Origin of the sequence: Maribacter aurantiacus (genome assembly GCF_005780245.1) — a bacterium.
Classification (GTDB): domain Bacteria; phylum Bacteroidota; class Bacteroidia; order Flavobacteriales; family Flavobacteriaceae; genus Maribacter; species Maribacter flavus.
Genome location: NZ_VBUK01000001.1, coordinates 343,175 through 368,785 on the forward strand (window position 1 = coordinate 343,175; position 25,611 = coordinate 368,785).

At 43.7% G+C, this 25,611-nt stretch carries 10 protein-coding genes and 2 tRNA genes; 4 read left to right on the top strand and 8 right to left on the bottom strand.

Annotated elements, in window-relative coordinates; translation table 11 throughout:
• Nucleotides 1–107 precede the first annotated feature (107 nt).
• Together FEK29_RS01555 and FEK29_RS18035 are read left to right on the top strand one after the other, a co-directional pair.
• Entirely contained in the window at nt 108–2,864 is a 2,757-nt protein-coding gene (locus FEK29_RS01555) for an OmpA family protein (protein WP_240042633.1), read from the top strand.
• Nucleotides 2,865–3,105: 241 nt separating this feature from the next.
• Nucleotides 3,106–3,282: a DUF6747 family protein gene (locus tag FEK29_RS18035; RefSeq protein WP_162850204.1), complete on the top strand. Its 177-nt coding sequence runs from the start codon at nt 3,106–3,108 to the stop codon at nt 3,280–3,282.
• 71 nt (nt 3,283–3,353) lie between these two features.
• Here FEK29_RS18035 and FEK29_RS01560 read toward each other — a convergent pair whose 3' ends face one another.
• From FEK29_RS01560 to FEK29_RS01570, 3 genes are all read right to left on the bottom strand, one after another.
• Complete coding sequence (locus FEK29_RS01560) at nt 3,354–4,340, bottom strand: DUF4837 family protein (protein ID WP_138256645.1); 987 nt, start codon at nt 4,338–4,340, stop codon at nt 3,354–3,356.
• A 14-nt stretch (nt 4,341–4,354) separates the two neighbouring features.
• Complete coding sequence (locus FEK29_RS01565; RefSeq protein ID WP_240042634.1) at nt 4,355–5,986, bottom strand: LysM peptidoglycan-binding domain-containing protein; 1,632 nt, start codon at nt 5,984–5,986, stop codon at nt 4,355–4,357.
• A 118-nt stretch (nt 5,987–6,104) separates the two neighbouring features.
• Nucleotides 6,105–7,295, bottom strand: coding sequence for a phosphoglycerate kinase (locus FEK29_RS01570; protein ID WP_138256646.1), 1,191 nt, complete (start codon nt 7,293–7,295; stop codon nt 6,105–6,107).
• A 114-nt stretch (nt 7,296–7,409) separates the two neighbouring features.
• On the opposite strand from FEK29_RS01570, the gene FEK29_RS01575 reads away from it, so the two are divergent.
• Entirely contained in the window at nt 7,410–8,573 is a 1,164-nt protein-coding gene (locus tag FEK29_RS01575; RefSeq protein ID WP_138256647.1) for a DNA polymerase III subunit, read from the top strand.
• On the top strand, nt 8,573–8,971 hold the full coding sequence (locus FEK29_RS01580; protein ID WP_138256648.1) for a DoxX family protein: 399 nt from the start codon (nt 8,573–8,575) through the stop codon (nt 8,969–8,971). The genes FEK29_RS01575 and FEK29_RS01580 overlap by 1 nt, the downstream gene beginning before the upstream one ends.
• A 26-nt stretch (nt 8,972–8,997) precedes the next feature.
• Here the strand turns inward: FEK29_RS01580 and FEK29_RS01585 are convergent.
• The 5 genes from FEK29_RS01585 to FEK29_RS01605 form a co-directional block, all read right to left on the bottom strand.
• Nucleotides 8,998–9,071, bottom strand: a tRNA-Cys gene (locus tag FEK29_RS01585).
• A gap of 125 nt (nt 9,072–9,196) precedes the next feature.
• A tRNA-Tyr gene (locus FEK29_RS01590) sits at nt 9,197–9,267 on the bottom strand.
• A 6-nt stretch (nt 9,268–9,273) separates the two neighbouring features.
• Nucleotides 9,274–9,636, bottom strand: coding sequence for a dihydroneopterin aldolase (gene folB / locus FEK29_RS01595; protein ID WP_138256649.1), 363 nt, complete (start codon nt 9,634–9,636; stop codon nt 9,274–9,276).
• Between the two features lie 47 nt (nt 9,637–9,683).
• On the bottom strand, nt 9,684–10,640 hold the full coding sequence (locus FEK29_RS01600) for a PorP/SprF family type IX secretion system membrane protein (protein ID WP_138256650.1): 957 nt from the start codon (nt 10,638–10,640) through the stop codon (nt 9,684–9,686).
• Nucleotides 10,641–10,657: 17 nt separating this feature from the next.
• Nucleotides 10,658–25,210, bottom strand: a complete 14,553-nt coding sequence (locus FEK29_RS01605; protein ID WP_138256651.1) for a T9SS type B sorting domain-containing protein — start codon at nt 25,208–25,210, stop codon at nt 10,658–10,660.
• Nucleotides 25,211–25,611 lie beyond the last annotated feature (401 nt).

The window sequence follows — 25,611 nt, forward strand, 5'->3', positions numbered from 1 at the left end:
AAAATAATCCATTATTGCCTTTAAAAGTATTTTCGAAAATAAATCCGTCCAAAACCTGTTATTAGACAACTGGTTTGTGAACGATTTTCGAAAATGATTTTTAAAGCATGAAATATATTTTATCCATTTGTGTATTTCTATTTTCCCTTTCTATGGGAGCACAGGACTTTCAGACAGGACTGGCATCATCCAATACCGGGGCTTCAAACAATACTACAGATCAAAAATTCTATACGATAGACAGAACTGACGATGAGAGGTTTTTCAATGCCGCAAGGGCAAACAATATTCCTCAAAGAACCCTGACGGATATCGATGGATTCTCGAATGGCTATTATGTGATTGCAGGTGTTTTCAGCAAGGATAACAAATTGGACAAACAGGTAAAGAAACTTAATAAAAAGGGATTCAATGCCGGCTATATCAAAAATCCCAAGAACAAGCTTTACTATTTATACCTAAATCATTATAGCTCCTGGCAAAAAGCAATTGCGGATTGTAAGTCGGATTTTGATGGAAAATACGACGATAATGTTTGGATACTTAACATGGTAATCGATAACTCCTTTGACAATAGCGTCATTGCCAGTGAAAAAGACCTTTTGGAAAAAAGGTTGCCAGAGGGCGGTAACATCATTTACTCCGATGCTGTTAGCTCCAACGGAGCGGCGACTAAAACCGCTGCCGTATATTATACCAATCAGGATAAAATTGACGAGTATAAGGAAGCCGTTTCTGGATTGCAGGAAAGTAGTGTTGCAAGTGCCGAGACCAATACCAACCAATCCAAAACGAACACTTCTCAATTAAGGGAATCTAAGAAGGAGATTTTGGTGAGACCCCTTGAACCGGAAGACGTGACCTATGATATGATACAGGAACAGGCTACGAAATCCGATTTGGCCGTCATGGAAGAGGAATTCCAGGACAACCCCGGCTCCAAATCCATTGAATCGGACCCTAATAAAAGCATGATTATAAAAAGGGCCGATGCCTATTTCGATAAAATGTGGTATGCCGAAGCTGCCAAACTCTACGAAACGGCTCTCGAAAACAATAAAACCGAGCAATCTTACGAGGTACTTCAGAAGATTGCCGATGCCCATTATTTCAACACAAATATGGAGCAGGCCTACAAATGGTACAATACCATGTATGAGACTTATGGGGATCAAATGTCCGCCGATAATATTTTTAGGTATGCACACTCCCTAAAAGGTACCGGAAACTATGCCAGGTCCAAAAGATTGATGCGACTTTACAATAAAAAATATGAGGCCCAACTTGGCAACGCCACCGTTTCAGCTAACCAAAGGGAGCAAATTTTGGACCGACTAATAAATGCTGAACCAAAATTTGATATAAAGAACCTTGGCATCAATTCTGAGTATAGCGACTTCTCCCCTGCATTTTTAGAGCAGGACAAGGTTGTATTCGCCTCTGCAAAGGATTCGTCCGTATTTACGACCAGACGGTATAAATGGGACAACCAACCCTATTTGGACCTCTATACCGCCAAATTGAACGAGGAAACGCAAGAACTTCGTGATGCCATAAAGTTCAACAAGAAAATCAACACCAAATACCATGAGGCGGCAGTTACCTTTACCCCAGATAACAACACCATGTTCTTTACGAGGAACAATTATGGCAAAAAGCTGCGTAGAGACAGTAAGGGAATCAACCACTTGAAAATCTATAAATCGGTTAAGGTCGATGGTCAATGGGCCGAAGCTACCGAAGTACCTTTCAACAGCGACTCCTATTCAACAGGTCACCCCGTGCTTAGTCCGGATGGCAGGAAAATGTACTTCGTTTCCGATATGCCCGGAAGCATTGGTGAAACAGATATATTCGTAGTGGACCTCATGGAGGACGGTTCCTTCTCGGAGCCTAGAAACTTAGGTCCAGGCATTAATACGGCAAAAAGGGAGATGTTCCCCTTCGCGAACGGGGAAAAACTATATTTTTCTTCAGATGGCTATGTAGGAATGGGCGGTTTAGATGTATATGAGGCGGCTTTTGACGAGGATGGTGGATTTGCGGAGGTCAAGAACTTGGGCAAACCCATCAACAGTAATAAGGACGATTTCTCGTTTATCGTAAATGAGGAAAAACAAATGGGTTATTTTGCATCCAATAGGGACGGAGGCAAAGGATTTGACGACATCTATTCCTTTAAGACTCTAAAAATAGAGGAGGTTCCCGTGGTGAAAAATGCCATCGCCGGAGTAGTGACAGAACTCGTAACCGGCGATGTTATGCCTAGGGCGTTGGTAGAATTACTGGACGAGAACAATTTGAAACTGAAGGAGGTTGAGGCCGGCGAGGATGGGAGTTTTATGTTCGAGGATTTGGATGCCAACACCAAATACACCCTCAAGACCACGCGCAATTCCTATTTTAATGATGAAAGGGAAGTTGCCACGGCAAATAACGACACCATAAATGTCAATATTCAAATGAGAAAACTTAAGGAAATGATTGCCGTTGAGGACGGTATTCGAAAACTTAAGACGGAAATGATCCATTTCGATTTTGACAAATCTTACATACGCCCCGATGCCGCCAAAGAATTGGACAAGCTTGTTAGCGTGATGAACGAGTATCCCCAAATGGTCATCAAGATAGAATCACATACCGACTCAAGGGGTAGCGATGTCTACAACAAGTATCTCTCGGATAGAAGGGCCAAATCCACGCGGGAATATATCATATCCAAAGGTATTGCTCCGGAAAGAATCCAAAGTGCCATAGGGTACGGCGAGGAAAGACTGTTGAACGAATGTAACGGCAGTGTCCGTTGTACGGAAGAAAGGCACTACTTGAACCGTAGATCTGAATTCATCATTGTAGATTTGTAAAATCCATTTACATAAAGAATAAAAAAGGCAGAAACCTGAGGGTTTATGCCTTTTTTAATGTGTCGAAGCGTATTGCTACCTCAAACGAATACATTTCAATTGAACGATAATACAGGTAATTCATAGATTTTTTAAAATATCCCTTTTTGTTTGCAGACTTTTTTATCCCTTAGTCTGATCTTTTTAGAAATATGCCTACGGTTTTAGAACTTTAGCTCTGTAACTTAAAAAAACTATGATTATGGGGAATCTTTTACTTATCAAGGAAATTTATATTGAAGCCTTTAGAAACTGGAAAAGTTATATTCTGGAACACTATTTTAAGGTGTTTTCTTGGGCATGTTTTATCCTAATTGCATTGGCGTTGTATGCATTGATATTTAGAATATCTACAGGTTTTTCGTTTAGTAATCTTTAAGTGAGAATAAATATTTAAGCAAAAAAGGGCCCGCAAAATGTGGGCCCTTTTTTATGCATCAAGAATGTTTTCTACTCATTGAATTTTACGGTCTTTAAAATCGCCTCCAGCTCGAACATATAATCCCGTTTTTCGGTCGCCGGGGCAAAGGTAAAGCCTTCCAATACCAGTTTTCTGTTGTTTGGCTTGTCGTTTATGATATAGGTCAGGAACGGGCCTGCCATAGGATATGCGGACATTTCCCACCTCCCCCTAACCTCTGCGGCTTTCCTTCCGGCGACTTCCGCGGGAAAAACATAGGGTGAAAACGCCTTTTCCGTAATCATATGATTGTTTTTTCCGGGGATATCCTCACCTGGAATAAACAGGTTTCCAATGGAATCGCGCATGCGTACAATGTCCTGGACAAAGGTCGAGTCGTTTGAAAATGTATCCCAGGGAACGCTGTAGGCAATAATGTTCATGTTCCCTTTTTGAATTTGCCTATCGATCCATACAAAATTCTCCTCTTCCCTTCCAACTTTATAAACGGAGGGTACATTCAAGTTGATGCCCAACTTTTCCTGCAAGGCCTTTTCCTTGCTTAAGGACTTCAAAAATTTCTTTTGTGCTTCCGCTATTTCTAACGCTTTATAATCGGTTATAAATTCGGGGGCCTTTTCATTTAAATTATCAATGATCTCTTGGTGGTTTCTTCCTTTGACCACACCAATCAACTGCGGTTTGGCATACATGTTACTCTTCATGTGGGCAAGGTCCAGGGAGTCTTCCATGACATATAAAACGGACCTTGTGTTCCGTACAGAACCCGAGAATATCTGATGGGGTATTTGTGTGATGCTGAATTGGGCTTCGTCCCAAGATAAGCCCAATGCGGGAGCGGCAAAATGTCTTCTGATATTGTCCCCTACCTCACTTTTCCAAAGATCGTTATTGATTACGACCGTAAGGGTATTATAGGCGCCAATGGATTCCGGTAAATAATCCTGTTGCTTATTCTCCTTGCAGGAAGCAAAGATCAAGATGGTCAATAAAAATAGTGTTCTGATTTTCTTCATTTTACATATCTAATTTACGATGAACAATCGCACAGTTTCAATTTTGTGCCCGGTTTTAGATTATTACCACTAATACCGTTCCATTCTCGTAAATTTTCGATACTAACTCCAGGATATTTTTTGGAAATCGTCCATAGGGAATCCCCACTGCGAACTTCGTGTACTTTTATGTTGCTCGATATTGAACCTTTTGAAGGGGTGTTCTTTGGTTTTACAGCGGCAACGGGCTGTTTTTTGGGAAAAATGATCAATCGCTGGCCAATCCTAAGATTATTGCTCCTTAAGCCGTTCCATCTTTTTATTTGGCTCACACCAACGCCATAACGCTCCGCGATCTTACCAAGATAATCACCACTCCGTACCCTATAGACCACTTCTCCCTCCTCGGCCTGCTTTACAAGCTCCTGCAATGGACTTTCCTTGCTGTTAAGCTCCTTTTCCACATGGGCATAAATAGCCTCCTCATTGGCCACAAACTTGCCCATATGGCTTCTGGGCAAACGAAGGGTGTAGTTCTTTCCTTCCACATAAGGAATGGCATTCAATTTATAGGACGGATTTAAAATCTTTAGTTCTTCTTTGTCAATACCTACCAACTCAGCTATCTGGTCGAACGTAATGAGGCTTTTTACGTGTACTGTGTCGGTCTCAAAATACGGCCTGTCCACCTTTTGCCCCTTTAGACCATGCTCTTTCGCATATTCAAAAATATACATGGTGGCCAAGAATGCCGGTACATAGCCCGCTGTCTCCCTGGGCAAATAGCTTCGAATGTTCCAATAATTCTTATATCCGCCAGATCTTCTTATGGCCTTGTTGACATTCCCTGGTCCCGAATTATAGGCGGCGAGCGCCAAATCCCAATCCTGAAAAATTTCATAGAGTTTGGACAAATATTGACAAGCTGCCTTAGTAGATTTAATAGGGTCACTGCGTTCGTCTACATAACTTGTTACGTCCAAATTGTACATTTTTCCCGTTCCGTACATAAATTGCCATAAACCCGTGGCACCCACCCTGGACCTTGCTTTTGGGTTCAAGGCAGATTCAACAATGGACAAATACTTCATTTCTAAAGGAATATTGTGATTGTCCATTTCTTGCTCGAATAAGGGAAAGTAAAACTGGCTCGCGGTCAACATTCGCTGCATAAGCCCTCTTCTTCTTGTCAAAAATGATTTGATTACATTTTCAAGGGAGGGATTGTAAGCAACATTAAAAGGGGTTTTTTGGTTTAATTTTTCCAACCTGAGTTTTAATGTATCCGTATTCAAATCCAGCACATAGGTCGAATCCGGCTCCAAAGTCGTTACGTCCTCATAGATGGCCTCAAACAGAGGGGCATTGGCAATAAGTTCCTTCATCCAAAGACTATCGTACTTTGCAGCCTCGGATTGGTCCTTGAGGTCATACCTCTGGGTTTGGTCTGACTTCACCAAGATAAAGTCATTATCCGGGATGGAATCCACCGCCGAAAGGTCTATAACCTGTTCCGCCTGTAACGTGGCGGAATCATTTTCAATCTGGTTTGTGACAATTGCCTTCTTGTTTTGAAGGTTTACGGAATCTTTTTGCTGTGCCAATAAAAACATTGGAAACGCAAAAAAACCAACAAGAAAAAAACTACGGATGTGCAACTTGTTCATAGAGCGAAAATTTTCTTAGCGGGACTAACGAAAATCGTACATTTTTCCTTTAGAATAAAATTTTCTTTCTTAAAATGTAGATTAACCCGTTAAACTCCGTTAATCGATAACGCCCTGTCTACTCGTTTATTGCAGCGATTCCTGGCAATGTCCTTCCTTCCAGGCTTTCCAACATGGCCCCTCCTCCCGTGGAAACGTAGCTTACCTTTTCCTCAAAGCCAAATTGCTTGACTGCGGCAACGGAATCGCCCCCTCCCACAAGTGAAAATGCACCATTTTGGGTAGCCTCATCAATGAAATTTCCAACAGCTATGGTTCCCTTGGCAAAGGCATCCATTTCAAAAACACCTACGGGACCGTTCCATAGAATCGTTTTAGCGCCCAAAATCACTTTTTTGAAGTTTTCCAGCGTTTTGGGACCGGCATCCAAACCTTGCCAACCATTGGGTATGTTGTCTACATCCAGAACCTTGGTTTTCGCGTTTGGACTGAAATCATCCGCAGCGATTACGTCTACAGGCAAATGCACGTTTACGCCCTTTTCCTTTGCCTGCTTTAGGATATCCATGGCCAGTTCCATTTTATCGTCCTCGCAAATGGAATCGCCAACGCTGCCACCTTGTGCCTTTACGAAGGTATAGGTCATACCCCCGCCTATGATAAGGTCATCCACCTTATCCAATATGTTCTCTATGATCGTGATTTTGGACGAAACCTTGGCCCCTCCCAAAATCGCCAATACAGGCTTTTCACCCGTCTGCATTACTTTTTCGATGGCGTCGATTTCCTTGGCCAATAAGTACCCAAAACATTTTGCCCCTGGAAAGAACTTGGCAACAATCGTTGTTGAGGCGTGTGCCCTATGGGCAGTACCAAAGGCATCGTTTATGTAGACATCGCCCAATTTTGAAAGTTTTTCCGCAAAAGCCTCGTCACCCTTCTCCTCTTCACTGTAATACCTGAGGTTCTCCAACAACAGCACCTCCCCGCTTTTTAGTTCTTGGGCGGCCTTTTCCGCTTTTTCACCAATACAGTCGTCCACAAACTTAACTGAAACTCCAATTACTTCGGAAACCTTGGCACAAATATGCTTCAAGGACATGTCCGGATTTCTTTTGCCATCGGGCCGACCAAGATGGCTCATAAGAATCGCGCTGCCTCCATCTTCCAATACCTTAATGATGGTTGGTTTGGCCGCTTCGATCCTGTTGGCATCCGTTACTTCAAACTTTTCGTTCAAGGGTACATTAAAGTCAACCCTGATCAAAGCCTTTTTATTCTCAAAATTGTGGCCGTCTAATACTTTCATTGAATGGTACTTTAAATTGAAAGGCAAATGTAACCATTAATAGGTATCGTTAAAACCTTCCCCAAGAAATTATGGCTATTCTTTCCTGCTCCAAAAACAATTATATTTGAAGCCATGCTATTCAAGGACGTTTTAGGGCTCCCCCATATAAAGAACCATCTCACATCTAGTGCTGATGCCGGAAGGATTCCCCATGCGCAATTGTTCGTAGGCCCCGAGGGGTCCGGCACCTTGCCCATGGCTTTGGCCTATGCCCAATATTTGATATGTGGCAACCAAAATGGCGAAAATGAGGGCGGCAACGCCGCCTGCAATCTAAAGTTCAGTTCCTTTGCCCACCCAGATGTACATTTCGTCTATCCCGTTGCCAATACGGAGCAGGCTAAAAAACATGCCGTAAGTGACAATTTTAGCAAGGAGTGGCGGGAGTTTTTGGCCGAGCAACCCTATGGAAACCTATTTGATTGGTACCGATTGATAGATATTGAAAAAAAGCAGGGCCAGATCGGGGTGGACGAGGCCAAGGAAATCGTAAAAAAGCTATCCCTCAAATCCTATGAAGGCGGTTTTAAGGTCATGATCGTTTGGATGGCCGAAAAATTGAACACCGCCGCATCGAACAAACTTTTGAAGTTGGTAGAGGAACCACCGGAAAAAACGGTCTTTCTTTTACTTTGCCAGGATGAGGAGCAAATTCTACAGACAATACGTTCCAGATGCCAGATTTTGCATTTTCCACCTTTGGCAGAGGACGTTATCGCCGATGCGCTTCTCAAAAAAGGGGCATCCCAACAAGAGGCGATGCAAATCGCCCACGAAGCCAATGGAAACTTCAACAAGGCACTTGACCTTTTGAACAAGGACTCGGAAGATCTGGTGTTCGAAAAGTGGTTCGTGCAATGGGTGCGCAGTGCCTTTAAAGCGAAAGGAAACAAAGCCGCAATACACGAATTACTATTATGGAGCGATGAATTGGCGAAAACCGGAAGGGAGACCCAAAAAAAGTTCCTACACTATTGCATTATGGTAATGCGCCAGGCGCTGCTATTGAATTACGGGGTGCACGAACTGGCCTATATGAAGATTCATGCCGATGGCTTCCAGTTGGAAAAATTCGCGCCCTTTGTGCATGAAAACAATATCCTGGAAATAACCAAAGAACTGGAAGATGCCATATTTCACGTGGAAAGAAATGGCAATGCGAAGATTATATTTACGGACCTATCCATTCGCCTTACAAGGCTACTTCATAAAAAACCGACTAAAATACCTTCTTGATGGAAACGATACAGGAATACGCTTCTGAGCTCATTTTGCTTCTTTTTTTGGCCTTGACCTTTTTACAAAGCGGGGCCGATAAAATATTCGATTGGAAGGGCAATATAGGATGGTTAAAAGGTCACTTTTTAAAAACGCCGTTCAGGAATTCCGTTCCTTTACTAGTGGGGTTTATCCTAGCGCTGGAACTAATTACGGGGATTGCCTCATTAATGGGCATTTATGGAATCCTAAGTTCCCAAAATACATCCATGGCTTTTTGGGGGGCTCTTTTGGGCTGTATCACCCTTTTGATGCTGCTGTTAGGGCAACGGGTGGCAAAGGACTATGACGGTGCCAGGACGATAGTGATATATCTCATGCCCACCGTTTTTCTGTTGTTTCTGCTCCAGAACTAAAAAAACCTCCCAAGAATAGGAGGTTTTGGAGGCATCGAGCGGATTCGAACCGCTGTACAAGCTTTTGCAGAGCTCTGCCTAGCCACTCGGCCACGATGCCCTTTTTAAAATGATTGCAAATTTAGTAAAAAATAATCCTTTTGTTTTAAAGGAAACGAAGTTTGTTTGAAATAATAGACCCATTGCCGCTCTATCATGGTTCTATCAGAATTTATTCAGCTTTTGAGGCATCGAATGGATTCGAACCTCTATAAAACCCTTACAGGAGTTTCGCCTTCCCGTTCGGCCACAATGCCATTATCCTACTTTCCTCTCTTCAGCGATAATTCTACCAGCACCTTTTGCACATCGCCGTTTATGGGCGGGTTTACCTTGGCAACTGAAATTCTCGATTTTTTGACCATTGGGAGTTCCTTAAAAATACGGCCCCCTATTCTTTTGGCCACATGTTCCAGAAGTTTGGAGGGAATGCCCATTTCCTCCACCACTATACGGTTTATATGAACGTAATCCACGGTGTCCTTCAGTGCATCGGATACGATGGCTTTGGAAAGGTCTGCCTTGACCTCAACATTTACCAAATAATCACTTCCGATTTTTGTTTCTTCCGAAAGACATCCATGGTATGAATACACTCTAATGTTATCTACCCTAATAATCCCCATGATCCAATTATTGATTAGATTACAAACTTAAAACAAAGATGGGTAAATCAATAGGTACACCTGCAATTGCTGATACCTTGGAATAGATCCACACCTATGGTAACGACATGGGTACCTGTACTATAGCCCAAAATCTCGTTCAAGATTATCTGATAGGAGTATCCAAAATAAAAGTTGCTTTTCTTTAACCCTAGTATCGGGGCTATATAGAGCGGGTTTCCTATCTGGTCGTTCAAGAACCTGTATGTAACCCCTGCGTAGTAGTAATCCTCAAAATCGTACCATCTGAACTTTACGTTCAAATCCGTTTCGGACCTGCCATCACTTTCAAAAATCTTGAACAACATAGAGGGCTCAATTTCCAAATTACTTGTCCTACTTTTGGTATATCTGTAGCCTGTATACACATAATAGTTTCTCAATTCATTGGGCTCGTCTATATCAAACGTAAGGTCTCTTGGATCCTTGTCCAATAGGTTGGAGGCATTCGCCGCAAAGTAAAACTTGTCATATCGATACAAAACGCCCACATCAAAATTGTGGTTGGTCGTTTGCCTGTTGTTTACGATTCCATTATCGGGAAAGTCGATAAGATTGAACTGATCGATATCGATGTTGAACTGGTTGAAATTATAGGAAAGGCCAAAGGATAGAAACTCGTCCTCATACCTGTCCAAAGTTAGGTGATGGGCAAAAGAAACCCTGGCGCCCCTTTGCTTGGTATATCCGTTTGAATCGTTATATAGAAACACGCCCACCCCGGATTTTTCCCCAATCCGCATATCAGCGGCCAAGGATTGTGTCCTGGGAGCATCCTTTATGCCTACCCATTGTGCCAAACCATTGAGCCGTATCTTAACATGGTCTCCAATCCCTGCATAGGTGGGGGCCAATACAAACGGGTTATCCGCCAGATACTGGGAGAGCTGTGGGGAATTAAGTTCTTGACCTCTTACATATAAGGCGCTTGTGATAAGTGCTAAGGTCAATAATCTCTTAAACATAGTATTTAGGTTAAGTTTTATCTATATAAAGTGAAATGGCCAACAAATTCCCTACTATCTTCCTCCCCGTTCAATTGAATGACGTACCAGTAATCTCCGGTTGGTAATTCCTTGCCTTCGTATCTTCCATCCCATCCCTTGGCATCATGGGCCTGTCTGGAAACCACTCTACCATAACGGTCATAAATCTTTATTAGTATATCCGGGAATTGCTGAATATTTTTTGGAATCCAGAAGTCGTTTTCACCATCACCATCCGGAGTAAAGAAGTTAGGAATATCGACGTCAATGAATTCCATGAAGATGCTGGCAATCATCTCACATCCGTTTTGGTCCACTACCCTAACCTCGTAGGTATCCGTCCTCATAATGTAGAACGTATTGTCGTTTCCATTGTCAACACCATCAAAATAATAGGTGTATTCTGGACTACCTCCCTCGGCAATTGCCGTTATCTCGTTTAGGCTTCGTTGTTCAAGTAGCAGGGTCAAAGGTTCAAAACTTTCAATGGTGAAGTCTACCGTAACCAAACAGCCATTTGAATGCGCAATGGTGATATAGTGGTTTCCTGGAGCAATGTTCCTAAAGTCTGGGTTGAGTTGCAGCGCAGAAGCATCCGTACTATCCAATGCGTACATCACATCCCCAATGAGGCTTTCATCCTCCAAGGTGATGTTCACGTAATTGTCCGGAAGGTCTCCCGTACACACATAAACAGGTTCAACCGTGGCGTTAAGATTTACACCTGGTTCTATATCCACGACCACATTGGTTTCACAGCCATTGGCATCCCTAACGAAAATCAAATAGTTGCCGGCGGCCATATCCGTAAAGTCGATTCTGCCCTGAACAAAATCCGCATCATCGTTGGAATTCAACGCCGTGCTATATGGAGCTGTACCTCCCGTGATGTTCAATGAAATCGTTCCATCCTGACTGTCCACGCAAATTTCAGGAGTAGTGGTAGCATTCACCATTAACATAGATGGTTCGGTAATCGTATACTCCAAATACTCGAAACATCCATTCTGATCTTGGGCGATTATGATGTAATCTCCCGGTTCCAAATCTGTAAACGTATTCACGGTGTCGAACTGGTTCAAGTTGGGGGAAATCGCGTATTGATATCCTCCAGCACCCCCGGAAAGCGTTACCGTTATACTACCATTTCCTTCCCCTTCACAAGTTACATTGATTACCTCATCAACATAGGTCAATGGAACAGGTTCCGTAATGATAACCTCCTCTGGCAACGTGGTACAATCCTCACTTGTCACAGAGACATAATACGTGCCTGCAGGCAGATTTCTAAATTCGCGAATGGATGTTGGACCGGCAATTCTTGAGGCAACGCTTAAGGAAGCATCGGTAAACAACTCGAACTGATAGTTGCCAAGCCCTCCAAAAGCATCGGCATAGATAATGGCTGTACTTTCGCCCGTACAATTGATATAGGCAGCAGATTGGTCCACCAACAGCACCAATGGGTCGATCATGTCTTCCGTAATTGCATTCGATTGAACTGCATCACAACCGTTGATAGCATCCCTTACAAAGTACTGGTAGGTGCCCGCTCCTAGTGTTCCAGTTGCAGGTAATCCCATTGGATTGCTTGTCATAGGCATAAATGTGATACCGTCCGCACTGTACTCGTAGCTTCCACTTCCTCCTGTAGCGGTAAGTTCAAACTCCGCACCGGTAGCACAGGTCAATGGATCGGTCCGTATCAATTGAGCTCTTACCGGAGTAGGTTCTATGATTTCTACCGTGTTGGTAGTCACGTCACATTCCCAGCCATCAGTAACCGTTATACTATAGATGCCTGCTCCCAAATCGTTGAAATTGGGGCTTAGTTGCGACGCCGTAGAGAAAAGAATCGTCGTTCCGTCCTCATCAATATAGTTCAAGATATATTCATAAGAACCGCTTCCTCCGGCAACCGTTATATTTGCGGTAACCGTAGCGCCCATATCGCCATAACATGCCAAATTGGTCACTAATGGAGTGGCATTTGCAACTATGGGTGTGGCAGGGTCAAGTACCACAGAGTCCGTGTAAGGACAACCTGCTTGGTCCGTTACCGTAATGTCATAGGTACCCGCGGAAAGACCGTTGAACACATTTGCATACACATTGTTTTCAGTAAACGTATCGGTTCCATTGGTGATGGAAATGGTATATGGTCCAAACCCACCTTCTGGAACTACACGAATTTCGCCCCTATCGTTGGTACATGTTGGCTGCGCTAGTATGTCCACGGCAGCCGTAAGTGCCATATCTGGAGAAGCGATGGTGACCATATTGGTGTCTTCAGAACAGAAAGGAACATCCGTTTCTGTAATGGTGACGTAATAATTACCACCGGAAAGACCTCCTACAACCCTAGGGTTAACGGACGTATCCGTACTCACCACTCCACCAACAGGGTTACCTGCAGCATCGAATATTCGATAATTATAGTTCCCAGTATACCCTGTGATGTTTATTTCCAATTCACCATTGGAATCCCCAAAACATGTAACCGGAGTAACTGCAGTGGCTGTAGCCCTAATGAAGTCATACGGTTCTACATTATAGGCGGGCGTATCAAAATAACATCCTGTGTCCACATCGGTTACCCTAAATGTGTATGAACCCGTTGTCAATAGATCAAAAGTAGCCGATGTGGCCGTAGATCCTGTTTGTACTGCATTTGTATTGCCAATAGGCAATAACTCGTACGTATACGTATGCGCCAATCCATTGTCCGAAACCGTAATGGTAACCGTTTCATCATTTGTACACGTGATGTCCACATCTGTAGAAACCGATGCCGTAAATCTATTGATTGGCTGAATGGTGACGATATCCGTTGCGATACATCCATTGGCATCCCTAACATAGACCGTGATATTTTGCACCGTCCCGTTATCAGCGATATTGAATGTATTGGCTGATTGATAGGTAATACCATTTAAGCTGTATAAGTATGGCCCCGTTCCCGAAAGAACCCCAGGGGTCGCGGCACCATCTTCCACAGTAATAGTTACCACAGCCGTATTGATGCTGTTATCCGGAGCACAATCAAATGTGGTAGCAGAAGCACTAATGACCAAAGGTTGTGGTTCCGTTATCGTTTCGTTCTTGATGTCTTCACAACCTAGTCCGGACACCACTCTCACTTGGTAGTCTCCTGCCGGTAGGTTATCAAACAAAGGGCTGCTTTGTAATGGTCTATTTGGAGCTCCAGCACTTACCCCAATCAATTCATATTGATAGTTAGGATTTCCATCGGTAGTTGGGTCTAAAATAGCCCTTAAACTACCGTCACTACCTCCTTCACAGCTTACGTCGATTATGGTAGCATCCAATAAAACGGGCGTTATTGGAGCAACTAGCGCTTGTGAGATACTTTTCTGACATACGGGATTCGTAGTATCCAAGTCCCTAACTACAAAATTGTAAATTCCAATTTCAGTTAGATTTGTAAAAATACCTGTTGATTGGGTGACTATTGTACCTGATGGTGTGGTCATAACAAACTCTAGGTTTGTGGAACCCCCCGTTACACCAACTGTGATTTCGCCACCTGGATTAAGGGTACAGTCGATTGGCTTGTCTACGGTCGTTGACAAATTCATTTCCTCGTACAGTAAAACGGCCGGGGTTGTCGCGCTACATCCCCACTGATCGGTAACCATTACCTCGTAGTTGCCGGCGCCCAATCCAGAGAATATAGGCGTATTCTGGGAAGCACGGAAGTTAGAACCGTTCAATACCAACTGATAGGTAAAGTTGGACCCTTGGCCTCCTGATGCCAATACTTCAATCTCACCTTCCAAATTGGTACAGTTTTCCTGATTTACCTGTAAGCTGGCAGTTATTGGGGTAGGATCTACCAACACAATAGTGTTGTCTATCAATTGCTCACAACCTTGGGCATCCCTTACCCAAGCCTGGTACGTTCCTGCAGATAGACCTCCTAAAGAAGGAGATACCAAATAGTCTGATGGAGCACTTGGAGCTGCTACACCAATGTAATAGGCATAACCTCCCCATCCCCCAGCAACATTTATGATTTCTATGATGCCATCATTACCTGGAACACACGTAATGTCCGTAGTGGCAATTGCTCCGCTAATGGCCATGCTAGGCCCTGCAATGGTAAAAGCTTCTGTGTTTACACAGAATGGATTGTTGTCCTGTGAAATGGATACGTAATAACTTCCTGCCGGTAAATTGATGTCGGCTGTTGGACCGTTCGTGGCCTCATTACCCGTTACCACGGAAATATCATCGGCTGTATTTGCCAAGGTTCCGTTGGTATCGTAAACTGTCCAAGTAAAGCCTCCCGGATAAGTTGCATCTACCAATTCAAAGTTGACCGCACCTGTTGATGTTCCATAACAAACCACATCGCTTGTCTTGGCAACATTAATTGTAAAAGTATTAGGTTCCAACAAGGTTTCAGATGAAGAGATGATACATCCTGTATCTATATGCCTTGCCAAAATGGTGTAGGGCCCTGCTGCCAAACCTCCAAAAACATTGGATGCTTGATAGTTTAAACCGTTGTCTATACTATATTCAAATCTCGATGGGTCGCCCAAGGTAGATGCCACGCTCATGGTCAACTCACCATCGTTTCCTGGGGTACATGTAACCGTATTCGTGATGCTGACCGAAGCGGATATCAATTCGTCAAACGGATTTACAATGGCAGTCGTGGAGCCTAAACAGCCGTTGCTATCGTACACATTAATGGTATAGCTTCCACCAGCAAAATCGGTTTCAGTGTACACGGGATTCGTTCCAGATTGAACAACTACCGGAGCCTCTATGGGTGCCGTGTTCGGGTCGTCCTCTTCTATAAATTCATACCTCACGTAAGTTCCTGAACCACCTGTAATTGCCGAAGTATCTATGGTAATCGTTGCGTTGTTTTCGTTGTTTCCAACCGTACAGGCAAATTCAACCACCGATGCATTCACATTGGTGATGATTTCAGGCTCTGTAATTGCCTGAGTGATGTCCATTGAACAACCATTGGCTGCAGTAACCCTAATGGTGTAGGTGATTCCTGGAGCAATCAAACCTTCCAACCCTTGGAACGTGGCCCTTGTGGCCGTACTGGTCGTTGGTGCAATAGGGAATGTGGCACTGCTTCCAGGTCCGGAAATTATTTCATAGGAATAAGGTCCGGTGCCCACATCCGTACTCGTTACGGTTATGGATCCGTCATGGGCCCCGTTACAAGTAACATCCGTAAAACTGGAAACACTAATGTTTGGTAGTACCGCTGGCGGAACATTGACCACGATGCTGCCCAAACAATTGGGTATCGCCGTACTTGTATCATATACCGTTACAGTATAGTTGCCGTCAATACTGGCACCTGTCCATGTGATACTTGAACCGCCCATTGCTGTTCTTGATTGGTCCACTGCTCCGGGGCCATCAATTTCATAATCGTAGGAACCAGATCCCGCGGTCACATTGATCGTGATTTCCGCATTGTTGGCAGGAACTACCTCACAATCCAATAAGGTTGTCAACGTAGCATTGAACTGTAAGGGTGGTTGAATATCAAATGTTTCAGTTACTGAACATCCATTTACATCCCTAACCTCTATAGTTTGTGCCAAACCAGAGCTAAGGCCTGTTACCAAGTATTGGTTGCTGACATCAAAGGTAAAGTTTTGGAAGGCATTTCCATTCACCCTTATCTGGAAAGGGGCCGAAGCTACCAATGGATTATCCAAGGTTACACTTACTTGGAACATTCCCTCATCGGCACATTCATCAACAATACTCAAACTAATTATTGGACTTGGATCTTCCAATACCGTGATAGGCCTTTGGAAAATACAACCATAAGCATCCTTAACATACACGATATAATCACCGGCTTCTACATTTGCTGTGGTGTTATTTATCCATCCCGCATCAGTTGCCAAAGGAGCAGGGGCGGTATCCAGTAAATATTGATATTCATACGGAGCCGTTCCGTTTCGTCCCGCTGCGGTAATGATGCCCGCGTTGAGGTTACAATTGTCGTTTTGTGGAGAGGCGACATCCAAATCCAGCGCAAAGGCGGATTCTCGTATCGTAAAAGTACCTCCATCTACGGAACAACCGTTGTTGGGTCCGCCCACTTCCGTAAGCAATAAATAGTATTCCCCTGGAGGCAAGGTCGCAAAATTGCTTACCGTAACGGAACTGGGTGGGTTTACACTGGATGTACCCATATACCCGGTTGTTATGTTGGATTGCCTGTTGAAAACTTCATATTGTACATCGGTAGCAGCAACATCAAACCCAGAAAAAGTAAAGGATATGTTACCATCTGCGGAACCTGTACAACTTACGTTATTAACAGCGTCAAGCGTAGCCACCATGGATGATGGCGTGTTGATGGGTGCAGCGGCCTCCTCAAAATAATAACAATTGGTGGTCAAATCGAAAACCACAAAAGTATACGTGATGCCAGGTGTAAGTCCGGTAAACGTTGAAGTAAAGCCTCCAAGAACATCCGGAGCCTGATAGCTACTGGAATAAGGAGCCGAATACGTTTCCAAAATGGCAAATTCGTAGTTCCCACTTCCTACGGCAGCACCAACAGATACTACGGCCGTTCCCCCTACCAAACAATCAACCGTGGCCGTAGATACATCAATATCCAGGTCATTGGGTGGTGAGGCTATGATTTCGGTCGTGTAGGAAGCACAACCGTTGGCATCCACTACATCAATTTGATAAATACCGAATTCCAATACCGTAAAAGTATGGTCTCTTGTACCCGGTGTTGTGATATGGGTTTGTGTAGGAATCCCATTATTACCCGTTAAAATATAGGTATACTCCGCCGTTCCACCCGAAACCCCTGAAATGGAAATTTCACCGGGATTTGTGGTTCCCAAACCAGCATCACAAGTAATTGGCACGTCTGAGGTAGTATAAACAATAGGGCTAGGTTCAGAAATGGTTACCGGAAATGGAGCGGAAACACAACCTTTACTGTCCGTAATGGTCACCTCATAATTGCCCGCTGGTAAACCTGTGGTCTGGGTTCCATAATTGGTAGGGCCAGAAGTTTCCTCTACATTGACTACATAAGGAGGTACGCCCACGGAAGTATCTATTTGAACATCCAAGGAGCCCGTGCTTTCACCATTACATAATATATCCGTTGGAACTACATTGGCAATTACAGGAGTTTGCGCTTCCGTAATCGTAATAGGATTGGTTACCACCACACAATTTACGGGCGCAGAGGTATCCGTGACCCTAAATACAAAGTTCCCAAATAGGTTGGTCGTAAATACGTTCCCGGCAAAGTTCGAATTGGAATAGGTGGTTCCCCCATCATTGGACCATTCATATACGTATGTTCCTGAACCTCCATTAGCATTTATCGTAACGGATGCATCCATCAAACATGTTAAATCGCTCGTTAGAACCGCATTGGCAGTTAATTGGGGATTTATCGTTAACGTTTGGGTATTGGGTGCCAAAGGACATCCTAGGGCATCCCTTACTTCAATATCAAAAGAACCTGCGGAAAGATTGCCAAAAGTATATGTAGTGGCGGTTGTTGGTGTTGGAGCCAACCAGGGGCCGCCGTTTATCCTAAACTGATATCCGCCATTTCCACTGGTAACGTTCACAACAATTTCACCATCGTTGTTTCCGCTATAACAGGTTGTGGGTTCTGCCGTAAACACGATTGGGTCCGTTGGGTTTATGGTGAGCGGGGCATCGATTACATCCTCGCAATTGTTTATATCACGCACACGCACCAAATAATCGCCCGGGATAAGTCCGCTGAAAGTGGTATTGCTGCCATTGGTGGCAAAATCAAAACCTGCAATAATGCCTCCGACACCATCTTCCAGTTGATAGCTGTAGTTGGGGGTGCCACCCGTAGCCGATGCAATGATCACTCCGCCATCCGTACAAGTAGCCTGACTATTTATCGTTGCCGAAGCTATCACAGGGGTCGGTTCGTTGATGGCCTGATTTAAAATAACCGTACAACCTGCAATGGGGTTATCCACATCCCTGATAGAAATTGTATAATTCCCCGCGGAAAGACCGGAAATGATCTGTGGAGAGGTTGTGGAGCTTCCCAATATCGTAGTGAAGTTATCCAAACTATATTCAAAACCACCAGTACCAAAATTATCTACGTCAAAAGTAATGGAGCCATCCGTATCGCCATTACAGGTAACATTCATGGCAGAAACAATGGAGGCCTCAAATGCGTTGCCCGGTTCAACGGTTACATCTATGGTTACCGTTTGTGGACATTGTTCCGGAAGTTGTGTCGCGACGATATTATCGATAACAACATCGTTTCCTGCAGTTGCAGTTCCAATGGTCCTTATTACTATATCCAAATTTGTCTCCGCACCTGGATTTAATGTGATGTTGTAATTTTCCCAGATATCGGGATCCGTACTCTTTGGAATATTACCTGTGGGTATGCTTGCTATGACCGTGCCCGATGAGTTTACCAGTTGAACATCCAGATTGGCATCAGCCCCTGTAGAACCAACAAATTTGAGATTAAAAACATCAATGGAAATGGTAATGTCCCTATTTGGAACCACTTCGATTCCCCTTTTGGCATAAACAATACCATTTACACCGGCGACCCCACCAATATTTATAGCAAGGTATCTACCATTTGGGTTTCCGGATTGTTCGTTGGGTACCAACCATGTATAAGGGTTCACAATGGTATTTGCCACAGAATACTCCCCGTCCTGTATATGGGTGTCCGTACCAAAGCTAGGACAACTACTTGGGCTTCCGTCTTGAGGTTCAAAACAGAATAATGGGTCTATTTCCGTAATGCTGGTTGGCGCACCAACACCAAAATCCTCACGTAATAAAACACTCGGAGAAGGAGCCACATTACTGATATAATCTACCGAAATCGTATGGGTGCCGACAGGAACATTGGTGAAAATATTCGAATCTGCAGGTGTATTTGGCGTCCCATTCAAGCTATACGTGTAATCCAAGCTAGGATCGTCCGTTCCTATGGTTACGATACCCGTTCCATCACAGGAGTAATCGACCGTTGGGGTCAAGGTAACATTGGGAGGTGTTGGTGCCGGATCAATTGTTACGGACATTGGGTAAGTACAACCGTTGGCATCTTGCACGTATAGCGTATGTGTACCTGCCAATAAATAATCAATGGCATTCGCCCCATAGGACAATCCTCCGTCAAAACTGTAGGAATATGGTGCCGTTCCTCCTAGTACATTGGTAATCCTTACCTCAGCACCGGCACTTGGATTACATTCGATCAACTGGGTAACGGCAGCGGAAGCGGACAAGGTAAAAGGTTCCGTAATCGAATATAACTGACTTACCTCGCAATTATTGGCATCCCGTACCCGAACCGTGTAATTCCCCGTGCCCAGGTTATTAAAGGTATTGGTTGTTTGATAGGTTGCTCCGTTATTTATACTATAACGATAAGGAGCTTCCCCACCACTTGCCACAATGGTTATGGTTGCTTGGTTTTCTCCACTACAAAGAATTGGTGTGTTGGATACTGAAAGGGTCAATGGAGCATCTTGAACAATATTGATGTCATAGCTGGCTTCACAGTATCCTGTGATTCCGTTGTTATCTCGAACATACACATCATAATCCCCTGGTGCATTTACTGTTACAGGATTTATAGCTGCGAAATCTCCGTCAGTTGGGGTTACCCCATCAACAACAACGGCATATACATAATTTCCGTCGCCCCCGGCGGCCGTAATATCAATTTCTGTGTCCGTAGCACAAGCAGCAATATTCCCTGCGCTTGCAATCACACTTAGTTCTGGATCGATTGTTATCGTTTGGGTATCCGTACAGCTATTTCCATCCCTAACATTGATGGTGTACGTTCCAGGAGCAAGGCCTGTAAACAGATTTGATGTGCTATAACCACCTCCGTTGATGTTATATTCAAAATTACCATCGCCTCCTGATGTAACATTGGCTGTTAACGTCAATCCAACCGCATCGTCATAACAGAAATCATTGGGCGTTACTGCCAGTACAGGAGCGGTTGCCGGGTTTATATCAAAAGTAAAGGGTACCGCACAATTGTTGGCATCCGTAACGGTGCCCGTATAGGTGCCTCCTTGGGTCAATCCATTAAATACGCCATTCGTATTGGTGCCGAATAGCGAGGTATCCGGATTATAAAGGGTATATTCATAGCTTCCCCATCCACCCGATGCAGCAACGATTACACTACCATCGTCCAAACACGTGGGTTGCGTTACCATAGGTGCAGCTACCGTCAATGCCGATGGAGGTCCTTCCAAGGTATGGGTCGTATTGTACGTACAATTGGTATCCGTATCCAAAATGTCCAAGGTGTAATTGCCCGAGCCCAGGTTAGGAAGGTTTATTGTGGCCTGAACCCCTCCCGTAGCAACAGTTCCGGAAGGTCCGGTTACGGTATAGGTGAAATTTTGTCCGGTTTGATAATTGACGTTGAACTGTACCGTTCCATCGGTCGCACCAAAACAGGAAACAGGAGTTACCGTGATACCGCTCATGGTAATGGGTACAATAGGTGCTATGGTATGGTTTTCTTCGTAAAAGCAACCATCGGCATCCGTTACCCTAATGGTATACGTATCCGGGGCCAAACCGTTAAAGTCGGCTGTATTTCCTAGTGTGGCATCCGGTGCTATCGTTGAAGGGGCAACAATCTGAATGGTCAAAGGAGCGGTCCCCCCAATTGAGGTAACCTGTAAATCTACCGTACCACTTGGACAGGTTATTTGGGATTCAACAACCGTAATATCCGTTGGAGGGTCCGTTGGGTCGATGATTATTGGAGTTGTGGCATATACACATCCCGCAGCATCCCTAACCGATACGGTATAGGTACCGGCGGTTAAATTTTCAAACCGATGTGCGTTTGGTGTCGTATCCGGAATAAAGTTTATTCCATCGATGCTATAGCTGTAAGGTGCCGTTCCTCCGGATACATTCTGGGCCTCTATAATGCCATCCAGTAAACAGCTATAATCTTGTACCAATGCCGATTCGGCGTATAAAGCATTTGCGGGACCACTAATCGTATGGTAATACGGATAGTTACAGGCAGCGCTTCCTTTACGCATATTGACCACAATGGTATAATCGCCTGGCATCAAATTTCCAAAATAGCCCGAAGCATTGGCGGCAATCGCATCATTAATGTCAAAATTATCGTTGATTACGTCAATTTGTGGAATATCAAAATCAAAAAGATAATATGTAAGTTGGTAGCCATTATCGTCCAAAAGATTCATCTGTATGGACCCCGAAGCGTCGCCAAAACAAGCTTGATCTTCTATGGTAGTGCCTGAAAATTCGGCTGCCGGTCTAAATTCAATAGTAACCGTGTTAGAAAATGCAAAACAATTGTTTCGATCTACCACCACGAAGGTGTAATCACCGGGATTGTAGATATCGAAGATTTGGCTGGACTGGAATTCGGTCGCAGGTATATCCTGGGGTGTTGGGTAGGAGGTAACCATAGTACCCGTTTCGTCCTCATAGGACCAAATAGCGTATCTATGGGGTGTTTGGCCCCCAGTGGAGCTCATGAGAATATTTCCTTCCCTACAGGTGATGTGTTGTGAGACCCGCGCCTCTATTTCCAAATCATTGCCGTCGACAAGGGTTACCTGCTCCGAATGGGTACAACCATCTTGGGTACGGGCAATAACAATATAGTTTCCTGCATTCAGGCCGGAAAAGGTAAAATCATTGTCTATCTGCGCGGTTTCATCATCGATCAAGGTCCCTAGACCACCGTTGGAACCATCGTCCAAACGAAGTTCATATTCATAATTGGGCTCGGCATTGTTAATTTGAATGTTGATACTTCCCTGTGATATACAATTGGGGTCCGTATGGGATACATCAAAAGTTACGTCCCTATCCAAAACTCCAATGACCGGAGTCCTAAAAATACAGGCATTGTCAATAGGATCTCCATTTAGGTCCAACTGGGTAACCTCCACCACATAACTGCCATTTTCACCCGCGTTGAAATCAAAACTAGGCCCATTGTTGGCACTGAAAGGAATCACGACGGTATCTGTATCGTCATTTACCAATTGGTATCCATAGCCATTCCCCAAATTGGTGATCGTGATGTTTCCGGGATTGGCACAGATGATGTCTTCCTTGGTATACTGGATGTCCAAGTTGTTTCTAAATACGTTGAAGTAGAAGCGACTGGTACACCCATTTTGATAGGTGACAGAAAGCCTGAACTGGCCTTCCGTATTCGCCGTATAGGTATTGCCGGTTGCCACTTGGTTCCAGGTACAGGTCAAGGCCCTATTGGCACAATCGTCCCCAGAAGGGCTGCAGCTTCCTTCGTCCAGCTGTTCCCAAACAATGGATTGTGCATCAATAATGTTAATTTGTAACTCCTTTGTGTCCGCAGCGCCACATAGAAACAACTTGGGCAACATGGCATTGTCCACACTGCATTGAACAATTTCACCGGCGATATCGTTGTAAGGATCCGTATCATTATTGACGGCGTTCATCAACTCAATTATAGGGTTGGGTATCAAACCTGCTCCATAGGGAGTGACCGTAATGATTTCCTTGAACCCCTTACAAGGGTCTGCTACTATCTTGTCCACAATATAAGTACCCACCTGCGTAACAACGATAGTGCTTGGGTCATTATCCGGGTCACCATCGGTAATGACCGTATCGGTCGCGTCAAATTGATTGTTTCCGTTATCGTCCCTTACCCATACATATTCGTCAAAGCCATCTCCGGCATTCAATATGGCCGAACTTCCACATAGTTCTACGGTGCGTTGAAAATTACAGTCCGAAAGGTCATCCAATAGGAAGTTTGTGGCTCCAGGAACCACAAAACCACAAGCATTGAAGTCCGTTACACTGGGGTCATCTGTAACCATAGCGGTATTTTCAACTCCTTGATACGAGGAGTAGGCCAAATTCTGAATCAAATCCGAACATGCATCAATAAAATCGAAACAGTTTTCTGCAACCTGAACCCGCATTCTAATAGAATATTCAGGTCCATCCTCTTCTACCAGATTATTTGGAATCGAAAAAATAACTTCTCTTGAAGCAGGTGTATATACGTAAGTTACCCCTGGAGGTAACGCAAAATCAGATGGTATAAAGTCTGTTCTGCCGTCAGGCGGAGAAACATTTATTGGTAGGACATCTCGAATGGTATAATTGTCCGCATCATCATTCCCAATATTTTGAAAGGATAGTACATAATCCAAAACTTGGCCCAAATTAACTCCCTGACCGGTAATGTCCACACCGCCAGGAGTGTTAACCCGTTTTTCCAAAACAATATTTGGAGCGATAATTTCTATATCGAACGACGTAAAAAAGATATCATATTTGTCCTGAGAGGAACTTGCCCTCAATACGGCACTAGTGGCATCGTTTGGTATGACATTGTTGAATTGATTGTTTATCTCAAAAAGATCTATGTCCCAACCCAAGGTATTGATACTATTGGGGGTTCTATCTGTAACCAATGCGTCGTAACGAGTAATATTTGAGTTGAAAAAGTTTGTAGCTGGGTTTAATGTATTGGATAAAGGTGTAAAGACGCCACCACCAAAGGCATCGATAGCCAATCCATCGCCTGATATCCTATTATCCCCTTCCAAAGCAGCAACACCAATTTTGGCGTTTACAGGAAAAGGAGCCGGTAAACTGGTGAACCCACTTACCGGTATATCAACAGTTTGTCCAGATGCAATTCCTGCGTATCCATCAAAAGTGGTGATATATCTACTGCCGGGAAGATTTGGATTCTCATAAACTACAACCAATTTCCAACCACCAGAAATACCGCCAGAAATACCACCTCCCAAACTGGCCCTAACATTTGCCACCGTATATTCTCCGTTTGGATCCGGTAATGCAGTAAGTATACTCGTTACATCCCTGTATGCTGCATATGGACTGTAATAACCAAAATCTGCATCACCGTTCCCGTCGAATAAAATTTCATCGGCGGTAATGTCTTGGTAAGCACCGCCCGGTACCCTAAACCTAATCTGATCAATATTACTACGATCTGGATTTACATATACAGCGGACCAATATAAACCTGCATATCGAATTAAGGAACATGTAGGATCTGGAACCGTTAAAATTGCACTACTAGAACTAAATGTACTAGGGTCGCTATCCACGTCAATGTATTGCATGTCTAAGTTATCATTGTACTCAGACGAACTACCAGTCAAATTATACGGGTCGTTTGGGGAAGTAGCGGGTATCGTAACCGTTACCCTTCTCCATCTTCCATTAATGAATTGCCACTCCTGTCTTGTTTCCTCTTGGGTTTGTCTATTGACAATATTGTTGCCTGCAAAGGTTAGTTCACCCCTAATATCCGCGGAATACCTTACCTCAAAATTGTTCTTTACCTGTGCAAAAGTTGAAAAAGTTCCGATTACCAAAAAAATCAGAAACAATGAAACCCTCAATAAAGAGATTCTAATATTAATATTTGGAACGGTAAACTCCAAAAAGGTAGTTTGTTTGGTCATAGCACTATGTTCTAAAAGCACTTCGAGGGATTCAATTACAAATCACTACAGAATATGCCAATAACAAAGATTGTCCATACTAGGAAGGTTTGAAATTTATTGTTGTGGTCTGAAAGCTATATGTTGTGAAAAGTGGTTTGCAGAGGGTATGTGAAATGAGATCTCCCTGTTTTATGGTATTTATGACCCATGGAACATCTAGAAATTTTAAGAAAAATCAGGTTTAAACGAGGTTTCTTTGGTGGGTATAGAAAAAAACTATTCTTAGTTTAGGAATGGTTTAAATCCTTCCGATTGAGAATTCTCCTTTACTGAAAACAGATGGCTTTCGCCGTTAAATTTTGTTCCAAAAAAAAGACCAAGAAAAATTTCTTGGTCCATTTAATTGTGTTTTTCTTTTA

What these genes read in the sequence shown, in the direction of transcription:
- FEK29_RS01580 (WP_138256648.1), top strand. Translation starts at nt 8,573, where the DNA reads ATGGAAACGATACAGGAATACGCTTCTGAGCTCATTTTGCTTCTTTTT.
- FEK29_RS18035 (WP_162850204.1), top strand. Translation starts at nt 3,106, where the DNA reads ATGGGGAATCTTTTACTTATCAAGGAAATTTATATTGAAGCCTTTAGA.
- folB (WP_138256649.1), bottom strand. Translation starts at nt 9,636, where the DNA reads ATGGGGATTATTAGGGTAGATAACATTAGAGTGTATTCATACCATGGA.
- FEK29_RS01570 (WP_138256646.1), bottom strand. Translation starts at nt 7,295, where the DNA reads ATGAAAGTATTAGACGGCCACAATTTTGAGAATAAAAAGGCTTTGATC.
- FEK29_RS01560 (WP_138256645.1), bottom strand. Translation starts at nt 4,340, where the DNA reads ATGAAGAAAATCAGAACACTATTTTTATTGACCATCTTGATCTTTGCT.
- FEK29_RS01605 (WP_138256651.1), bottom strand. Translation starts at nt 25,210, where the DNA reads ATGACCAAACAAACTACCTTTTTGGAGTTTACCGTTCCAAATATTAAT.
- FEK29_RS01565 (WP_240042634.1), bottom strand. Translation starts at nt 5,986, where the DNA reads ATGAACAAGTTGCACATCCGTAGTTTTTTTCTTGTTGGTTTTTTTGCG.
- FEK29_RS01555 (WP_240042633.1), top strand. Translation starts at nt 108, where the DNA reads ATGAAATATATTTTATCCATTTGTGTATTTCTATTTTCCCTTTCTATG.
- FEK29_RS01575 (WP_138256647.1), top strand. Translation starts at nt 7,410, where the DNA reads ATGCTATTCAAGGACGTTTTAGGGCTCCCCCATATAAAGAACCATCTC.
- FEK29_RS01600 (WP_138256650.1), bottom strand. Translation starts at nt 10,640, where the DNA reads ATGTTTAAGAGATTATTGACCTTAGCACTTATCACAAGCGCCTTATAT.